The 17896-nt window shown below is 67.1% G+C and carries 18 protein-coding genes; 10 read left to right on the top strand and 8 right to left on the bottom strand.

Going from position 1 to position 17896, the window contains the following annotated elements; translation table 11 throughout:
* The first annotated feature begins 32 nt into the window (after positions 1-32).
* Positions 33-779: a tyrosine-protein phosphatase gene (locus GGR43_RS07515; RefSeq protein WP_188071347.1), complete on the top strand. Its 747-nt coding sequence runs from the start codon at positions 33-35 to the stop codon at positions 777-779.
* A gap of 4 nt (positions 780-783) precedes the next feature.
* Here GGR43_RS07515 and GGR43_RS07510 read toward each other — a convergent pair whose 3' ends face one another.
* A complete protein-coding gene (locus GGR43_RS07510) occupies positions 784-1851 on the bottom strand; it encodes an alcohol dehydrogenase catalytic domain-containing protein (RefSeq protein WP_188071346.1) in 1068 nt (355 codons plus the stop codon).
* Between the two features lie 148 nt (positions 1852-1999).
* Here GGR43_RS07510 and GGR43_RS07505 point away from each other — a divergent pair, with 148 nt between their 5' ends.
* The 4 genes from GGR43_RS07505 to GGR43_RS07490 are packed head-to-tail and all read left to right on the top strand — an operon-like array spanning position 2000 to position 5517.
* Positions 2000-3490 carry an aldehyde dehydrogenase gene (locus GGR43_RS07505; protein ID WP_188071345.1) on the top strand — a complete coding sequence of 497 codons (1491 nt, stop codon included), beginning with the start codon at positions 2000-2002 and terminating at the stop codon, positions 3488-3490.
* Positions 3487-3906 (top strand): GlcG/HbpS family heme-binding protein, encoded by a 420-nt coding sequence (locus GGR43_RS07500; RefSeq protein ID WP_188071344.1) that lies wholly within the window; start codon positions 3487-3489, stop codon positions 3904-3906. The genes GGR43_RS07505 and GGR43_RS07500 overlap by 4 nt, the downstream gene beginning before the upstream one ends.
* 28 nt (positions 3907-3934) lie before the next feature.
* Positions 3935-4573, top strand: coding sequence for a glutathione S-transferase family protein (locus GGR43_RS07495; protein ID WP_188071343.1), 639 nt, complete (start codon positions 3935-3937; stop codon positions 4571-4573).
* Positions 4570-5517: an SDR family NAD(P)-dependent oxidoreductase gene (locus GGR43_RS07490; RefSeq protein WP_188071342.1), complete on the top strand. Its 948-nt coding sequence runs from the start codon at positions 4570-4572 to the stop codon at positions 5515-5517. The genes GGR43_RS07495 and GGR43_RS07490 overlap by 4 nt, the downstream gene beginning before the upstream one ends.
* A 2-nt stretch (positions 5518-5519) precedes the next feature.
* On the opposite strand, the gene GGR43_RS07485 is transcribed toward GGR43_RS07490, so the two are convergent.
* Together GGR43_RS07485 and GGR43_RS07480 are read right to left on the bottom strand one after the other, a co-directional pair.
* A complete protein-coding gene (locus GGR43_RS07485) occupies positions 5520-5891 on the bottom strand; it encodes an EthD domain-containing protein (RefSeq protein WP_188071341.1) in 372 nt (123 codons plus the stop codon).
* Positions 5892-5904: 13 nt separating this feature from the next.
* Positions 5905-7419, bottom strand: a complete 1515-nt coding sequence (locus GGR43_RS07480; protein WP_223177344.1) for a class I adenylate-forming enzyme family protein — start codon at positions 7417-7419, stop codon at positions 5905-5907.
* 179 nt (positions 7420-7598) lie between these two features.
* Between GGR43_RS07480 and GGR43_RS07475 the strand changes: the two genes are divergently transcribed.
* Positions 7599-9140: an acyl-CoA synthetase gene (locus GGR43_RS07475; protein ID WP_188071339.1), complete on the top strand. Its 1542-nt coding sequence runs from the start codon at positions 7599-7601 to the stop codon at positions 9138-9140.
* Positions 9141-9249: 109 nt separating this feature from the next.
* On the opposite strand, the gene GGR43_RS07470 is transcribed toward GGR43_RS07475, so the two are convergent.
* Genes GGR43_RS07470 through GGR43_RS07455 form a run of 4 tightly spaced genes read right to left on the bottom strand, consistent with a single transcriptional unit; the run spans position 9250 to position 13091 of the window.
* Complete coding sequence (locus GGR43_RS07470; protein WP_188071338.1) at positions 9250-10413, bottom strand: acetyl-CoA C-acetyltransferase; 1164 nt, start codon at positions 10411-10413, stop codon at positions 9250-9252.
* Between the two features lie 28 nt (positions 10414-10441).
* The gene (locus tag GGR43_RS07465; RefSeq protein WP_188071337.1) at positions 10442-11218 is read right to left on the bottom strand and encodes an SDR family NAD(P)-dependent oxidoreductase; all 777 of its coding nucleotides are present in this window, start codon (positions 11216-11218) and stop codon (positions 10442-10444) included.
* 26 nt (positions 11219-11244) lie between these two features.
* Positions 11245-12390: an NADH:flavin oxidoreductase gene (locus tag GGR43_RS07460; protein WP_188071336.1), complete on the bottom strand. Its 1146-nt coding sequence runs from the start codon at positions 12388-12390 to the stop codon at positions 11245-11247.
* A gap of 14 nt (positions 12391-12404) precedes the next feature.
* Positions 12405-13091 (bottom strand): nitroreductase, encoded by a 687-nt coding sequence (locus GGR43_RS07455; RefSeq protein WP_188071335.1) that lies wholly within the window; start codon positions 13089-13091, stop codon positions 12405-12407.
* Positions 13092-13260: 169 nt separating this feature from the next.
* Between GGR43_RS07455 and GGR43_RS07450 the strand changes: the two genes are divergently transcribed.
* On the top strand, positions 13261-14493 hold the full coding sequence (locus GGR43_RS07450) for an acetyl-CoA C-acetyltransferase (protein WP_188071334.1): 1233 nt from the start codon (positions 13261-13263) through the stop codon (positions 14491-14493).
* Between the two features lie 411 nt (positions 14494-14904).
* Here GGR43_RS07450 and GGR43_RS07445 read toward each other — a convergent pair whose 3' ends face one another.
* Positions 14905-15435 carry an SRPBCC family protein gene (locus tag GGR43_RS07445; RefSeq protein ID WP_188071333.1) on the bottom strand — a complete coding sequence of 177 codons (531 nt, stop codon included), beginning with the start codon at positions 15433-15435 and terminating at the stop codon, positions 14905-14907.
* A 204-nt stretch (positions 15436-15639) separates the two neighbouring features.
* Between GGR43_RS07445 and GGR43_RS07440 the strand changes: the two genes are divergently transcribed.
* The 3 genes from GGR43_RS07440 to GGR43_RS07430 all read left to right on the top strand — a co-directional run bounded on the left by GGR43_RS07440 (position 15640) and on the right by GGR43_RS07430 (position 17893).
* On the top strand, positions 15640-16188 hold the full coding sequence (locus GGR43_RS07440) for a carboxymuconolactone decarboxylase family protein (protein ID WP_188071332.1): 549 nt from the start codon (positions 15640-15642) through the stop codon (positions 16186-16188).
* A 103-nt stretch (positions 16189-16291) separates the two neighbouring features.
* Positions 16292-16702 carry a Zn-ribbon domain-containing OB-fold protein gene (locus GGR43_RS07435; RefSeq protein WP_188071331.1) on the top strand — a complete coding sequence of 137 codons (411 nt, stop codon included), beginning with the start codon at positions 16292-16294 and terminating at the stop codon, positions 16700-16702.
* A 27-nt stretch (positions 16703-16729) separates the two neighbouring features.
* Entirely contained in the window at positions 16730-17893 is a 1164-nt protein-coding gene (locus GGR43_RS07430; RefSeq protein ID WP_188071330.1) for a thiolase C-terminal domain-containing protein, read from the top strand.
* Positions 17894-17896 lie beyond the last annotated feature (3 nt).

Raw genomic sequence — 17896 nt, 5'->3', positions numbered from 1 at the left:
GGCCCTTCGGCATGACGGCAGGAGAGACGGCAATGGCGAGGATAGTCACCATCGCGGCGCAGAATTTCCGCGAGATCGGACCCGTCCGGGGCCGGGGCGGAAAGACGCTGAAACCGGGGGTGCTGTTCCGTTCCGGCGACCTCAGTGAGGTGACGGACGCCTGCGTCGCCCGGATACGGGAACTCGGCATCCGCTCGATGGTCGATCTGCGCAGCGCGGCCGAGCGGCGGCGCCATCCCTATGAATGGCTGCCCGCGATCGACGCCGACGCATGGGGCGATCCGGGCGAGAGCGCGGCGGCGGCGGTGAGCGAGTTGCTGCATCGGGCGGAAGCCGGCGTCGACGATGTGGCGGCGGCGATGTGCGATCTCTACCGCGACCTGCCCTTCAGCCACGCGGCTTCCTATGCGACGCTGTTCCGCCGCGTGGCGGAAGGGCGCACGCCGGTCCTCTTCGGCTGCGCGGCGGGCAAGGACCGCACCGGGGTCGGCGCGGCGCTGCTGCTCTGGTCGATCGGCGTCGATTTCGAGGCGATCTTTGAGGATTATCTCCTCACCAACCAGCATTTCGACCGGCTGCGGGAGCTGGCGGCGCGGCGCTATGGCTGGCGCGACCTATCGCCGAAGATCGACATGGGGCTGCGGGCCGAGCGCGTCTTTCTGGAAGCGGCGATCGAGACCGTCACCGACCGCTGCGGCGGCATCGACGGCTATCTGGAAGGCACGCTCGGCCTCTCCGCCGGGCAACGCGCGGCGATCGAGCGGGAACTGCTCGGCTGACGTCCTATCGTCGCGGGTCCACCAGCACCTTGGCCGATCGCGGCGCGGTCAGCAGTTCGTCGAACGTCGCCGGCAGCTCGTCCAGGCCCACGATCCGGCTGATGAGCGGGCTGACGTCCAGCTCGCCCTCGCAGATGCGGTGCATGCTCTGGCGGAACTCGTCGGCGCTGAAGGCCATGGAGAATTTGATCTCCAGCTCCTTGTTGATCGCCAGCGACGGCTCGATGCTGTCGGGCGCCATGCACACGCCCGCGACGATGATCTGCGCGTTGCGCGGCGCGGCGTCGATCAGCCGGTTCAGCATGCCCGGCACGCCCACGCATTCGAACAGCACGGCGCGGCGCGCGCGGCTCTGGGCGCGGGGATAGACGACCGGCCCATAGGGTACGTCCAGCCCTGCCCAATGGTCATGCGGGTCGCCCACCGCCGGATCGACCAGCAGGTCCGCGCCCAGCCTTTCGGCCACCGCGCGCCGTTCCGCGACATAATCCACCGCGACGACCGGCCCCAGCCCGCGCGCCTTCAGCTCCGCGATGATGGCGAGGCCGATCGGGCCGCAGCCCACGACCATATAGGCGCTGTCCTGATGATCCGCCTTGTTGACCGCATGAATGGCGACCGCCATCGGCTCGGCCAGCGCCGCCCGCTCGCTGGGGCAGCCGTTGGTGACCGGAACCAGCATGGATTCGGTCAGCACCATATATTCGGCATAGCCGCCCGGATAATGGTTGGACCAGCCGACCCCTTCCGCGCCTTTCTCATCGAAATTGACCGCGAAGGCGCCGACCATCGCGCCTTCCTTCAGCGCGCGTTCGGTGCCGGGCCCGAACTCCACTATCTCGGCGCAGAATTCATGGCCCAGCACCACGTCCCGCCCCGGATCGATGCGCCCGGTCAGCAGCCCGGCGCGGCGGCCATAGTCGATGAACGATTCGAAATGATGGATCGCGTGGAGGTCCGACCCGCAAATGCCGCAATGATGGGTGCGCACCCGCACCTGTCCTTGCCCCGGCGGCGGGATTTCGCATTCATCGACGACGATGGCCGGGCCGCGACGGATGGCTGCGCGCATGGCTTCTCCTCCTATGCCTCTTGCTTATCCGAACGGTGTCTTTATGAAGATACTTAATCAACCAATGAAGGTGGGCGCAAGGCCCGCCGAACAGGCTCGAAAAGAAAAGCCCCGCCGGTCCGGCGGCGCGGCACGGGAGAAGACAGTCATGACCGCATTCGCCACCGACGCACCGACCCTCGTCCATCCCGACAAGCTCTTCATCGGCGGCCGCTGGGTGGCGCCGGCGGGCGACCGCAAGTTCCGGCTGGTGAATCCGGCCAATGAGGAGCAGTTCTGCGACGTGCCCGAAGCCTCGACCGAGGATATGGAGGCGGCGGTCGCCGCCGCCCGCCGCGCGTTCGACAAGGGCCCCTGGCCGCGCATGGCCCCGGCCGAGCGCGCGGCGAAGATGCGCGCGATCGGCGCCGGGTTGCAGAAGCGCGCCGAGGCGCTCGACAAGGCCTGGACGGCGCAGATCGGCACCCCGGTGCTGCTCTCGCGCGGGTCCAGCAGGGGAGGCCCGGCGATCCTCGATTATTATGCCACGCTGGCCGAAGGCTATGCGTTCGAGGATGTGCGCAAGTCGAACGGCTTCATGTCCAAGGTCGCGGTCGTGGTGAAGGAGCCGGTCGGCGTCGTCGCCGCCGTCGCGCCGTGGAACGGGCCGCTCATGACCATGTTGTCGAAGGTCGCGCCGGCGCTGGCGGCGGGCTGCACCGTGATCTGCAAGCCCTCGCCGGAAACCCCGCTCGAAATGTTCCTCTTTGCCGAGGCGGTGGAGGAAGCGGGCTTGCCCGAAGGCGTCGTCAACATCCTGCCCGCCGACCGGGAAGTGTCCGACCAGCTCATCAGCCATCCCGGTATCGACAAGGTGTCGTTCACCGGATCGACGGCGGCGGGGCTGCACATCGCGTCGGTCTGCGCCTCGCGCATGGCGCGCTTCACCATGGAGCTGGGCGGCAAGTCGGCGGCGATCGTGCTCGACGATTTCGACCCGGCCAAGCTGGGGCCGATGCTGGCGCCGCTGGTCACGATGATGAGCGGACAGGTCTGCATCAACAACAGCCGCGTGCTGGTGCCGCGCGCGAAGCATGACGCCTATGTCGAGAGCCTGTCGGCCTCGATGGCGGCGGTCAAGGTCGGCAATCCGCTGGAGGACGGCATCTATATGGGGCCGCTCGCGATGAAGCGGCAGATGGAGCGGGTGCAATATTATATCGAGAAGGGCAAGGCCGAGGGCGCGCGGATCGCGACCGGCGGCGGGCGCCCCGCCGACCTCAACCAGGGCTATTTCATCGCGCCGACCGTCTTCACCGGGGTCGACAACGGCATGACCATCGCGCAGGAGGAGATATTCGGGCCGGTCACCGCCGTCATCCCCTATGACGATGAGGAGCAGGCGGCGGAGATCGCCAATGCCAGCGAGTTCGGCCTGTCCGGCGCCGTCTTCACCGAGGATACCGACCGCGCCTATGCGATGGCGCGGCGCATCCGCACCGGCCATTATACCCAGAACGGCCGCGAGTTCGACCTCACCAACCCCTTTGGCGGCTTCAAGAAATCGGGCGTCGGCCGCGAGGGCGGGCCGGAGGGGATGGACCCCTATCTGGAGATCAAGACCGTCTTCCTGCCGCAGGCGCCGAGCCATCTGGCATGAGCGGAGCCGTCACGCGCGGCGTGACCCTTTTGTCCGAGACGGGCGCGCGCATCGCGATCGACGCGGCGGTGGCCGAGGCCCGCGCCAATGGCTGGGCCTTCGGCATTGCGGTCGTGGACAGCTTCGCCGAACTGATCGCCTTCCACCGCATGGACGGCGCGAACATCGTCACGATCGAGACGGCGATGACCAAGGCGAAGAGCGCCGCGCGCATGGGGATGCCGAGCGACCGGCTGCGCGCGATGCTCGATGCGGGCACGCTTTCGGTGCTGACCATTCCGGGCGTCGTGCCGCTCGGCGGCGGCGTCCCGATCGTGCGGGACGCCGCGATGGTCGGCGCGATCGGCGTCAGCGGCGGCACGCTGGAGCAGGATCTTCAGGTGGCCGAGGCGGGCAGGAACGCCGTCGACGGCTGAAGGCCGGGCAGGGAAAGGAGACAGGACCATGGTGACGGTGCATCATCTCAGCGTGTCGCAATCGGACCGGATCGTCTGGCTGTGCGAGGAACTGGAGCTGCCCTATGAGCTGAAAATCTATCCGCGCGATCCCGACACCAATCTGGCCCCGGCGGACTATCGCGCGCTCCACCCGTTCGGCACCGCGCCTGTCATCACCGACGGCGATCTGGTGCTGGGCGAATCCGGCGCGATCATCGAATATCTGTGCGCGAAGGCCGGGGGCAGGCTGGCCGTCGGGCCGGGCGCGCCCAACTATCCCGACTATCTCTTCTGGCTCCATTTCGCCAACGGGTCGCTGATGCCCGCGCTGATGGTGGATGTTCTCGCCTCCATGCTGGGCGCGGAGGCGGAAGGCGGCATGGCGGCGATGCTGCGCGAGCGGACCGATCGCGCCTATGCGATGCTGGAGGACCGGCTCGGCAAGGCGCCCTATCTGGCGGGCGAGGAATTCACCGCCGCCGACATCATCACCCTGTTCCCGCTGACGACCATGCGCCAGTTCATGCAGCGGGATCTGGCGCCCTATCCCCATATACGCGCCTATCTGCACCGCATCGGTGAGCGCCCGGCCTATCGCCGCGCGATGGAGAAGGCCGATCCCGGCATGCCGCTGAACCTTTCATGACGGGGCGGATCACATCCCGCTTCGGCGCCCGGTCGACCGCGCTGGAGGTGGTCGAGGGGCTGGACCTTTCCGGCCACACCGCGATCGTCACCGGCGGCGCGTCGGGCCTCGGCGTCGAAACCGCGCGCGCCCTCGCCCATGCCGGTGCGAGCGTCGTGCTGGCGGTGCGCGACCGGCAAGCGGGCGAGCGGGTCGCGGCCGCGATCAACGGGGAGACCGGCGCGGCGCGCGTCTCGGCGGATGCACTCGATCTCGCCAGCCTTGCCTCGGTCCGCGCCTTCGCGGCACGCCGGGGCGAGCGGCCGCTGTCGCTGCTCATCAACAATGCCGGGGTCATGGCCTGCCCGCAGGGCACCACGCAGGACGGGTTCGAAACCCAGTTCGGCGTCAATCATCTCGGCCATTTCCTGCTGGCGCTGCTGCTCGTCCCTGCGCTGGAAAAGGGCGCGGGGCCAGAACGGCAGGCGCGTGTCATCAGCCTGTCCTCCTCCGCCCACGGCATGGCGAATGTCGATTTCGACGATCCCGATTTCCGGCACCGGCCCTATGAGCCTTTCCAGGCCTATGGCCAGTCGAAGACCGCCAACGCGCTGTTCGCGGTGGAGTTCGACCGCCGCTATGCGCCGCGCGGCATTCGCGCCTTCTCGCTGATGCCCGGCGTCATCCACACCCGGCTCGGCCGCCATGTGCCGGGCGAGGACTGGTCGTCGATCGAGCATCTGTCCAAGACCGCCGAGCAGGGCGCATCCACCACCGTCTGGGCGGCGACCTCGCCCGATCTGGAGGGGCGGGGCGGGCTCTATCTGGAAAATTGCGCCGAGGCGGAGATCTTCACGCGCGGCATGCCGCGCGGCACCGGCGTCATGCCCTATGCGATCGATCCGGCGGCGGCACGGCGGCTATGGACGCTGTCCGAGGAGAGGGTGGGGCAGGCAGCGCCCTGATGTTACCCCACCACCTCATGCTCCGAGACATAGAATAGCGCGGACTCCTTCGCCGCGATGAAATTGGCCTCGTCGGTGAGCAGGCGCCGCCCGGCGGCGCGGCCCTCCCTCGTCGCGCCCGCCGCGATGATGTCCTCCACGCTGTCCCACCACAGCTCGGCGACCCCGTCATAGGGCGGCACGCCGCACCCGCGCGCATCGACGGCAGGCGCGATGCGCGGATCGTCTACGCTATGGCTCTGCACATAGCGGCGGATGTTGAGCAGCGGCGCGGCCTCCCGCACCAGCGGGGCGTGGACTTCCCGCCAGTAACGCTGAAATTCCTCCCGCGTCATTTCCGGCAGGCGACGCAAGCAGAAAACCAGCTTTATCATCGGCATATCGTCCTTACCGTACACGAGGCGGCAACGTCTCAGCCGAGGCATATTGCGTCCGCAGCACCGGCTTGGAAATCTTGCCGGTCGCAAGCCGCTGCAACGGCTCGCCATGGACCGCGACATAGCGCGGCACCTTGTAGCTGGAGAGGTTGCTGTTGCAATGCTCGATCAGCGTGGTCACGCAGATCTCCGTCCGGCTGTAGACGATGGCGAGAGGCGTCTCGCCGAATTTCTCGTCGGGCGCGGCGATCACCGCCGCCTCCTCTATGCCGGGATAGTCCATCAGCACCCGCTCGACCTCCGCGGCGGAAATGTTGAGCCCGCCCGAAATGATGATGTCCTTCAGCCGGTCGACGAAGCGCAGCAGGCCGCTTTCGTCGATAACGCCCAGATCGCCGGTGCGAATCCAGCCGTCGACCATGGTTTTCGCCGTCGCCTCCGGGTCGTTCCAATAGCCGAGCATGCTGCCCGGTCCGCGCATCACGATCTGGCCCATCTGGTTGGGGCCGAGGAAATTGCCGTCCTCGTCGATGATCGCGATGTCGCGCAGCGGGCCGCCGAAGCCGCATTTGTCGGGATGGTCGAGCGCGAGGCGCGGCGGCGTGACGGTGCCCCAGCCGCCCATCTCGCTCTGCCCGTACATCTGCCGGACGCGCACGCCCTTGTCCGCCCATGCCTTGAGCAGCCTGGGCGCCACCGCCGCGCCGCCGGTGAAGCTGACCTTGATGCAGGACACGTCGGCCTGCGCGAATTGCGGCAGATCGGCGATGCGCTGGAGGAAGATCGGCGCCGCGCAGAAGATGCTGATGCGGTCGCGCACGATCGTGTCGAGCACCTCGGCGGGCTCGAACCTGTCGTCCAGATAGGCGGTGCCGCCCTGGATCAGGCTGTGCAGCATCTGCATGCCGCCCGCCGTCGTGTTGAGCGGGGCGACGATGTACATTTTGGGGTCGAGATCGGCGACCGGATCCTCGAAGCGGAAGGCGGCGACATGGTCGATCAGCGAATGGTTGGAGAACATCACGCCCTTGGGCCGCGCCGTCGACCCGCTGGTGGTGACGATATAGGCGAGCGCATTGGGATCGACCTCGCGGTCCACATCGCGCGCCTCGCCCTGCCGCAGCGCCGCGATCTCGCCGAAGCCGATGCGCAGCGGCGTCTTCACCGGGTTGCCGTGGCGGTCCTCCAGCGGGCCCATATCCGCCAGCTTCGCCTGCGCCTCGTCGTCGCTCACCAGCAAGACGGGGCTGTAGTCGCCGAGCAGATAGGCGACCTCGGCCATCACCATCTTGTTGCTCAGCCCTGCGAACACGCCGCCGCAGCGCAGCGCCGCGATCGCCGCCACGCACCATTCGATGCAGTTGACGCCATGGATGCAGACGCGATCGCCGGGGGTCAGCCCTTCATCGACGAAGCGCGCGGCGACGCGGCCGACCCAGGCGTCGAAGTCGGCATAGCTCACCTGATCGCCGCCCTGCTTGATGCAGGGCAGTTCCGGCTTTTCCCGCGCCCACCAGCGTATCATGCTATTGATCGTATACGGCACCCGGCATTCTCCTCAGGACCGTGGGAAGATGCAATTCCCATGTCCTTATCTACTCGATTAAATAATTTCCCTCTAAGCGGTTTTCCGGTAGCGGATCAACCGCTAACATCGCATCATCGTCGAAAGCCGGTCAACGGCGCACGGGAGAGGGAGAAACCATGTACCTGACGCAGATGGTGCATCGGAACCTGCAACAGATGGCGGATCGTCCGGCGATCATCGACGGCCCCCGCAGCTGGACGTGGCGCGTCTTCGCCGACCGGGTGGCGCGCTTTGCCGGGGCGGTGCAGGGCATCGGGCTGTGGCCCGGCGACCGGGTCGCGCTGCTGGCGCGCAACGGCCATCGCTTCCTCGAATATATATTCGGCACGCTCTGGGCCGGCGGCGTCATCAATCCGGTCAACATCCGCTGGTCGGCGGCGGAGATGGGCTATTCGCTCGAAAATTGCGACACCCGCATCCTGATCGTGGACGCCGCCTTCGCGCCGCTCGTTCCGGCGATTCGCGAGGCCGCGCCCGGCCTGCGCACGGTCATCACGATCGATGCGGCGCTGGACGGCGCGCTCGATTACGAAGCCTGGCTGGCCGCCGCCGACCCGGTGCCCGACGCGCTGCGGGCGGACGACGACCTTGCGGCGGTGCTCTATACCGGCGGCACCACCGGCTTTCCCAAGGGCGTGATGCTGAGCCATCGCAACCTCATGGCCTCGGCGCTGGGCACGCTGGCCACCGACGAGGCGCGATCGGGCGAGCGCTATCTCCACTGCGCGCCGCTCTTCCATGTAGGCGCGCTGTCGGGCCTGTTCCTCTCGATGCTGTCGGGCAGCGTGCACGTGATGATGCCGGGGTTCGATCCGGGCGGCGCGCTGGAGGTCATCGATCGCGAGCGCGTGACCGATTTCTTCATGGTGCCGACCATGATCCGCATGCTGATCGATCATCCGCGCTTTGCGAAACTGGACATGGGACATGTGCGCAACATCCGCTATGGCGCTTCCTGCATCGATGACGCGCTGCTCGACCGGGCGATGGCGGCTTTTCCCAATGCCCGCTTCTCGCAAGCCTATGGCATGACCGAGCTGTCGCCGATCTGCGCGATGCTGTCGCCCGCCGACCACAGCGCGGAGGCGCGGGCGCGGGGCAGGGGCCGCTCGGCGGGACGGGCGACCCCCTCGACCGAGCTGCGCATCGTCGACCGGGACGACCGGGAGGTGGAGCGCGGCACGATCGGCGAGATCTGCGCGCGCGGCCCCATGGTGATGCTCGGCTATTGGGGCATGGCCGAGGCGACGGCCGACGCGCTGCGCGGCGGCTGGATGCACACCGGCGACATGGGCTGGATGGACGCAGACGGCTATGTGACGGTGGTGGACCGGATCAAGGACGTCATCATCACCGGCGGCGAGAACGTCTACTCCGCCGAGGTCGAGCGCGCGCTCAGCACCCATCCGGCGGTGGGCCAGGTCGCGGTGATCGCGGTGCCCTGCCCACGCTATGGCGAGCAGGTGCATGCGGTGATCGTCCTGCGCGAAGGGGCGGCGGTGGACGAGGAGGAGATGCAGGCCCATGTCCGCGCCCGCATCGCCGGCTACAAGGTGCCGCGCAGCTTCAGCTTCGTCGATGCGCTGCCGCTTTCGGCGGCGGGCAAGGTGCTGAAGACCGTGCTGCGCGAGGAGGCGCGGCGGCTACCGAGAGGCTAGGGAGGGTCGCCATTCAGTTCAGGCGGAGCCGAGAATCGTGATTTTCGAGCACCGGAGCACAGAAAAGCGCGGTTCGCAGGCCCGCATGGGCTGAATGGCGGCCCTCCCTTTACAGCGCCTCCACGATCGTCACATTGGCGATGCCGCCGCCTTCGCACATGGTTTGCAGGCCATATTTCCCGCCCCGCGCGCGCAGGCCGTGCACCAGCGTCGCCATCAGCTTCGCGCCGGTCGCGCCGAGCGGATGGCCGAGCGCGATCGCGCCGCCATGGGCGTTGAGCTTCGCCGGATCGGCGCCGACATGCTTCGCCCAGGCCATCGGCACCGGCGCGAACGCCTCGTTCACCTCATAGAGGTCGATATCCTCTATGCGCAGGCCCGCCTTCTTCAGCGCCTTGTCGGTCGCATAAAGCGGCTCTTCCAGCATGATGACCGGGTCGCCCGCCGTCACCGTCAGGTTGACGATCCGCGCCAGCGGCGTCAGCCCATGGTCCTTCAGCGCCCGTTCCGACACCACCAGCACCGCGGAGGAGCCGTCGGTGATCTGGCTGGCGGTCGCGGCGGTGATGGAGCCGCCCTCCACCAGCAGCTTCACCCCGGCCATGGAGTCCATCGACGCGTCGAAGCGGATGCCCTCGTCGCGGACATGGGTGTCGGCAGCGCCGTCGGGCAGGGTGATCGGCACCGGCACGATTTCCCGGTCGAACGCGCCCGCCTGCGTCGCGGCGATCGCCCGCCGGTGGCTTTCCAGCCCATAGGCGTCGAGCATTTCGCGGGTGAAGCCCCATTTCCGCGCGATCATCTCCGCGCCGGTGAACTGGCTGAAGGTGGGGACATTATAGCGATCCAGCACCGATTGCGCCCAGGGCATCGCGCCCGTGCCCGGCAGGGTCGGCGTCCCCATCGGCACGCGCGACATGCTCTCGACGCCGCCCGCGATCACCATGTCCATGGTGCCGGACATCACCGCCTGCGCGGCGAAATGGATCGCCTGCTGCGACGAGCCGCATTGCCGGTCGATGGTGACGGCGGGCACGCTCTGCGGCAGCTTCGACGCCAGCACGACATTGCGGCCGACATGCATGGACTGCTCGCCGACCTGGCTGACGCAGCCGAAGATCACGTCCTCGACCGCTGCCGGATCGATGCCGGTGCGGTCGACGATCGCGTTCAGCGAAAAAGCGCCGAGGTCGTCCGGGTGGATGCCCGAAAGCCGCCCGTTGCGGCGCCCGCCGGCGGTGCGGACCGCCTCGACGATATAGGCTTCTGCCATGTTCAATTTCTCCTGTGCGAGGCGGCGGTCAGAGCGTCTGGCCGTCGTCAATGGTGAAGGACGATCCGGTGACGGCGCGCGCCGCGTCCGAGCAGAGATAGAGCAGCGGCACGTCGAGGTCGCTTTCCTCCATCAGCCGCCTGCGGGGGAAGCCGCTGATCTGCTTGAGCCCGCCCTCGGTATCGAACCAGTCGCCCGACAATTCGGTGCGGATATAGCCGGGGCAGATGGTGTTTACGTTGATGCCCAGCCGTGCCCAGTCGCGCGCCAGCACCCGGCCCATCTGCTGCACCGCCGCCTTGGACGCGCTGTAGGCGGCGAGGCCCGGCGAAACGTGGTTGGCCGTGATCGACGCGGTGATGACGATGCGGCCATGCTGCTTTTCGCGCGAATTGTCGGCGATCAGGCGGCGCGCGCCTTCCCGTGCGGTCAGGAACACGCCGCGGATGTTGACGGCGGTGACCTGATCGAATTCGTCGATGCCGAGGTCCGTCGCCGGACCTTCGGAGTTCATGCCGGCATTAGCGACGATGGTGTCGACCACGCCGAACGCTTTTTCCGCCGCGTCATAGGCGGCGATGGTCGAGGCTTCGTCGGAAACGTCCATCGCGACCGAGATCGCCTGCCCGCCATCGGCGAGGATCGCTTCGCGCAGCGCCTCCAGCCGGTCGGTGCGGCGGGCGGCGAGCACCACTTTCGCGCCGGCGGCGGCAAGGATGCGGCCCCAGCGCTCGCCGATGCCGGACGAGGCGCCGGTCACCAGCGCGACGCGGCCGCTGAGGTCGAAAATAGGGGCGTTGGCCATGTGCATATCCTGTTGCTGAATTGGATTTAAGCGGGTTCGAGCGAGGCGACGACCGCCTTTGGATCATAGGCGCGCAGATCGTCATAGCGGCCCCCGCGCACCAGGTCGGCCCAGTCGGCATTGGCGATGAGCGCGCGGCCGACCCCGGCCAGATCCACCTCGCCGCTTTCCAGCATCCGCCGCAGCGGTGCGAGATTGGCGACGGCGACCGCGCTGACCGGCGCGCCGGGGGTGAAATTGGCGGGGTCTTCCAGCCCCACCGACCCTACGGTCATCGCGCGCTTGCCCGTCAGCTTCTTCGCCCATCCGGCGAGGTTGAGGGGGCTGCCCTCGAAGGCGGGCTGCCAGAAGCGGCGGGTCGAGGCGTCGAACACGTCGACGCCCGCCTGCGCCAGCGGTTGCAGGATGCTGGCCAGCTCTTCCGGCGTGTCCGCGATCCGGGCGTTGTAATCATGGCCCTTCCATTGGGAAAAGCGGAAGAAGATCGGGAAATCCGGCCCCACCGCCGCCCGCACGGCCGCGACCAGTTCGGCCGCGAAGCGGATGCGGTTCTCGATCGGGCCACCATAGGCGTCCTCCCGCCGGTTGCTCTGCGCCCAGATGAACTGGTCGAGCAGATAGCCGTGCGCACCATGGATGGCGACGCCGTCGAAACCGATCGCCTTTGCGTCCGCGGCGCCCCTGGCGAAAGCTGCGATCACGGCGTCGATATCCTGCTTTTCCATCGCGCGGGTGGCCGGGCGGATTTTCCCGCCGGGCAGCGGCGGCGCGCCGACATCCTCCTCGGTGATGACGGAGGCCGAGATGGAGGGGACGTCCGGGTTATGCGTCTTGTGGCGCAGCCGCGACAGGCCCGTGTGCCAGAGCTGCGGGATGATCTTCCCGCCCTGGGCATGGACCGCATCCACCACCTCGCCCCAGCGCGCCAGCGCCGCTTCGCCGTAGAAATGCGGCACGGTGGTGGAATAATGGGCGACCGGATGGTCCACCACCGTCCCCTCGGTGATGATAAGGCCCGTGCCGCCCCGCGCGCGGCGCGCGTAGTAGGGGACGACGTCCGGCGTCAATATGCCGCCGGGCGCGAAGAAACGGGTCATCGGCGCCATGACGATGCGGTTGGCAAGCTGCATGGTGCCGATGGTGATGGGGTCGAAAAGCGGATCGCCGCTCATGGCCTTATCCTTGCTCAGTCGTGAAAAACGGTGGTGTCTGCAAGCGCGGCTCGATCGGTGCGGGCCTTGTTGGCGGGATGCGCCTCGTCCTCATAGCCGAAGGCGATACCGAAGAGTATACGGTGCCCGTCCGGCACGTCCAGCGCCCCGCGCACCACATCGGCATAATGGCCGAGCGCGCCCTGCGCGCAGGAGCCGATGCCGTGCGCGGTCATCGCCAGCATCAGCGACTGGGCGTACATGCCGCAATCCGCCGCCTCGCGGATCCCGGCCCAGTCGGGCATCAGGATGAAGGCGGCATGGGGCGCGTCGAAGAAGCGGAAGTTGCGCAGGAACGAGTCGGTCCGTGCGGGCAGGTCGTCGCGGGCGACGCCGGTCGCGGCGAACAGCGCCTTGGCCGCCTCCACCTGCCGGGTGCGGTAATGGCCGGGATAGGTGCCGGTCAGCGGATAGTCGGGCGAGAGGGCGGCGCCCGCGCGCGCGCGATCGTGCAGCGCGGTGCGCACCCGCTCGGCCGCCGCGCCCGAAACGACATGCACCACCCAGGGCTGGACGTTGCAGTTGGAAGGAGCCTGCCCCGCCATGGTGAAGATGCGGCGGAGAATGTCGGCCGGCACCGGGTCGGGCCGGAAACCGCGCACCGACCGGCGCGCGCGCAACAATCCGTCGAGGGTTTCGATGCGGTTCTGGTCTTCGCTCATGCCCTTGCCCGTACCGAAGCGGAGGGGTGATGTCGAGAATTTAATGACTTGATGAATTTTCTTCGGCCATCGCTTGAAAGCGGCGGCGGAAAATGTAAATGGTCGATGAAATATCGTTTGCGGGGCGGGTTTCGATGCCTGTCCCATTTCCTCAAGGAGGTTCTTGTTCATGCCCGAAGCGTTGATCATCGATGCCGTCCGCACGCCGCGCGGCGTCGGCAAGGCAGGGAAGGGGGCGCTGGCGCATATGCACCCCCAGCATCTGGGCGCCACCGTGCTCAAGGCGATCGCCGAGCGCAACAATCTGAATACCGCAGATGTCGACGATGTGATCTGGAGCACCAGCATGCAGGTCGACAGGCAGGGCGCCGACCTCGGCCGCATGGCCGCGCTCGACGCCGGTTACGACGTCCGCTCGTCGGGCGTGACGCTCGACCGCTTCTGCGGCGGCGGCATCACGGCGGTGAACCTCGCCGCCGCGTCGATCATGTCGGGCATGGAGGATCTGATCGTCGCGGGCGGGACGGAGATGATGTCCTACACCAATTCGCTGCCCTTCACCGGGCCGCCGATGATGGATCGGGGCAATCTGCGCCTGCGCCGCACCGTGCCGCAATCGCATCAGGGCGTGTGCGCCGACGCGATCGCGGCGATGGAAGGCATCACGCGCGAGGATGTCGACGCGCTCGGCCTCGAAAGTCAGCGCAAGGCGGCCGTCGCGATCGCGGAGGGGCGTTTCGACAGGAGCCTTGTGCCGGTCCATGACGAAAGCGGCGCGCTGGTGCTGGAAAAGGACGAATATCCCCGCCCGCAGACCACCGCCGAGGGCCTTGCCCAGCTGAAGCCCGCCTTTACCGATCTGGCCGACATGGAACTGGACGACGGCGGCAGCTATCGCGCGCTCATCAAGCAGGCCTATCCCGACCTCGACTGGGAGCCGATTCATCATGCGGGCAACAGCTCGGGCGTGGTGGACGGGGCGGCGGCGGTGCTGCTCGCCTCGCCCGCCTATGCGGAGAAGCACGGGCTGAAGCCGCGCGCGCGGGTCGTCGCCTTCGCCAATGTGGGCGACGACCCCACGCTGATGCTGAACGGCCCGGTTCCGGCGGCGAAGAAGGCGCTGGCCAAGGCCGGACTCACCGTCGACGATATCGACCTGTGGGAAATCAACGAGGCTTTCGCTGTCGTCACGGAAAAGTTCATCCGCGACCTGAAGCTCGACCGCGCGAAGGTCAACGTCAATGGCGGCTCGATCGCACTGGGCCATCCGATCGGCGCGACCGGCGCGATCCTGATCGGCACGGTGCTGGACGAACTGGAGCGCCGCAACCTGAAGCGCGGCCTCGTCACCATGTGCGCGGCGGGCGGCATGGCCCCGGCGATCATTATCGAACGTGTCTGAGGACAGGGAAAGGGTCGGGCGGAAAGCGGTTGCGCGCTTCCTGCCCGCTTTTTTGGCGGCTGTCTTCGTTGCGGCATGCTGAAAGCCGGGTTTGAGGTGGTACGCGGGGCCTTTTCCTTACCGTCACCCAGCGCTGGCTAAGGTCTCAAGCCATGTCGCGCGCCGTCTCCTGAGATGCCGGCCTGCGCTGGCATGACGGGAAATATATCGCTGATTTTCGTTGACTAGGTCCTCCCACCGCCGTTCGCCCTCGACTCGAAGGGCGGACAGAGGCCAACGGCTGCTTTCTCTTGGGACAAAGGACAGGGCTTCGACAAGCTCAGCCCGAACGGTTCTTTTAGGCTCGCTTCCGGGCCGCAAGGAGGCATCAGCTGGAACCGCCTGCAAAGAATATAGATTCCTAATATTTGGTCAGCCTTGCCCCGCCGCCCGCAGCGCGGTCGTCGCGAGGCTTTTCACCCAGTCCTGATGCGAATAGAGCATCGGGCTGGGGTTGGCGGCGGCGATTTCGCGGGCCAGCGCGCCCTGCTGGGTTTCCTGCGTCAGGATGCGGACGCCTCCGCCCGGCAGATCCTCGATCATCCAGATATGATAGAGGTCGAGGCCCCGTCCTTCCTCATCTCCGCCCTCGTCGACGCGGCCGTGCCAGGCGAGCAGGCCGGGCTCGCCCGCCGATGGCGGCCGGAACTCCCTGACTTCCGCCTGCACGGGGAAGGTCAGGGTATTGAGGCAGAAACGCGCGCCGAGGCCGAGTTCCGGCCCCGCCCCGTCCTGAAAGACGATATCGGACATATAGCCATAATAGCGTTCCCATTCCGAGGTATCGACAAGGTGCGGCCAGACGGCGGCGGCCGAAAGGCTGGGCACATCCAGTTCCTCGGCGACGAAATTAACGCTCGATTCGGGATCATGGCCTTCCGGCCATGGGAAGTCACGCGGCATGGCGGGCTTCGATCCTTGTTGTCGTCAGCCGCTGGCGCGCGGTCGCCGCGCCGGGGGAAGTGCCTGTCATTCCTGCCTCTCCGTTTCCGCTAGCCGGTCCCTAACATGATTCGGTTTACATGCGGAAGCGGCTATGCTTAGTCGGGACAAGAAATTCATCGTCCGGCTAAATTTTGCCGACGGCGCGTTCAAGGAGAGAAGACCATGGCCCGCATTCCCTATCCCGATCCCGCCAGCCTGGAACCGGAAATCGCCGACCGGCTGGAGCGCATGGGGTCGCTGAACGTCAATCGCATGATGGCCCATGCGCCCACGCTGATGGTCGCCTATTCGAAGCTGGGTGCGGCACTGCTGCGCAAGGGATCGCTGGAACCGACGCTGCGCGAGCTCGTCATCCTGCGTATCGGGGTGCTCTGCGATTCGGACTATGAATGGTATCAGCATGTCAGCGTCGGCCGCGCGGTGGGTCTGCCCGACGAGAAGATCAACGCGATGAAATCGGGTGATTTCTCCTCGCTTTCCGAGCGCGAGAAGCTGGCCGTCGCCTATGCCGAGGACATCAGGCGGCTGGGCCGCGTCAGCGATGCGGTGTTCGACAAGGCGAAGGCCGAGTTCACCCCCGGCGAGCTGGTCGAGCTCAATCTGGTCGCCGGCTTCTACATCATGACCGCCGGGCACCTGCTGACGATGGAGATCGAGCGGGAGGACACGCCGCCGCTGGGCGAGGCGATGAAGGCCTATAACGTCGCCTGACGGCGCGGCGTGCATTTCCGCATTGCGCCAAAGAAATTAATCAGGCAATTGAATATTGGAAGGCCGCTGGCCGCGCGGCCGCCCCTATCGATGGAGAGAGATTTTGGACGACGCAGCCCTTCGCACCGGACCCGCCGACGCGCCCTATTGGCACGCCCTTTCCGAAGGGCGCCTCATCATGCAGAAATGCCAGGGCTGCGGCGAATGGAAATGGCCCGCCGTGTCCCGTTGCGGCGACTGCGGCACCTGGGAGCCGGAATGGCATGAAATCGCGCTGGAGGGCAAGCTCTTCAGCTGGACCCGAACCTGGCATCCCTTCGGCGGGACGGAGGGCATCGGCACGCCCTTCGTGACGGTGCTCGCCTATCTGCCCCATGCGCGCGACCGCCGGTTGCTCGGCCTTTACGAGGGCGACGAGAGCCTGCTGGCGCTCGACCTGCCGCTGGTCGGCCGGATCGCGACGACGCGCTTCGGGGATGAGGACATCCCCGCCATCCGCTGGCTCCCGGCCTGATCGCCCGAACGACAAGAGGATATGAACATGGCCAATGGTTTGATGGGTAAGGTGGCGGCGGCCGGGGTCGGCGTGCTGCAATATAAGCGGGCGGGCGCCCCCTATGGCGAGCGCGGCGTGCTGACCCGCGCGATCGTCGCGGCCTGCGAGGATGCCGGGCTCGATCCCGCCGATGTCGACGGCTTCGTCTCCTATGGCGACGATCACAACCAGCCCGACCGGCTGATGCCGGAGCTGGGCACGAAGGAAATCCGCCTGTCCACCTCGGTCTGGGGCGGCGGCGGCGGCGGGCTGCTCGGCGCGTTCGAGCTGGCGGCGATGGCGATCGCGACCGGCCAGTGCAAGGCAGCGGTAGTGTTCCGCGCGCTGGTGCAGGGCAATAGCGGCCGCCTGTCCTCGGCGGTGATGGCGCATCATGTGAACAATCATTTCGTCGCCGCGGGCATCACCGCCCCCGCGCAGATCTGCGCATTGCGGGCGATGCGCATGGCGTTGCAGCACAATCTGCCGCAGGAGGCGGTCGAGCAGCTGGTGCTGGCCGATTATTATCACGGTTCGCGCAACCCGGAGGCGGTGTCCTACGGCCAGCAGTTCGACATCGAGACCTATCGCAAGTCGCGCTGGATCGCCGAGCCGCTGCGTCTGTTCGACTGCTCGCGCGAGAATGACGGCGCGGGCGCGATCCTGCTGGTGTCGGCCGAGCATGCGCGCGACCTGAAGCAGAAGCCCGTCTATCTGCTCGGCGCCGCGACGGGCGCGGAGAAGGGCTGGGGCGACCTGCTGGAAAATGACGACGACTATACCTCGACCGGTTTCGAGCCGGTCGCGCGCCGCCTCTGGGAGATGACGGGGCTGGGCCCCAGGGATATCGACGTCACCCAGCTTTATGAGAATTTCACCTATCAAGGCATTTCCTCGCTGGTCGGCCATGGCCTCATCAGCTGGGAAAGCGCGGCCGAGGACCTGAAGTTCGACAATCTGATCGCGCCTTCGGGCAAGCTGCCGGTCAACACCTCCGGCGGCAATCTGGCGCAGGGCTTCATCCACGGCATCAACATCGCGGTCGAGGCGGTACGGCAGTTGCGCGGACAGTCGGCCAATCCGGTGCCGGATGCGAGGACCTGCCTCGTCTGCGGCGGCCCCGGATCGCCGATCAACAGCTCGGCCATTTTCGCCAACGAGCTGCCCTGAGCA

It is taken from the genome of Sphingobium jiangsuense (assembly GCF_014196495.1).
Classification (GTDB): Bacteria; Pseudomonadota; Alphaproteobacteria; order Sphingomonadales; family Sphingomonadaceae; genus Sphingobium; species Sphingobium jiangsuense.
The sequence above is the reverse complement of the archived record's forward strand: the minus strand, read 5'-3'. Positions and strand labels throughout refer to the sequence as shown.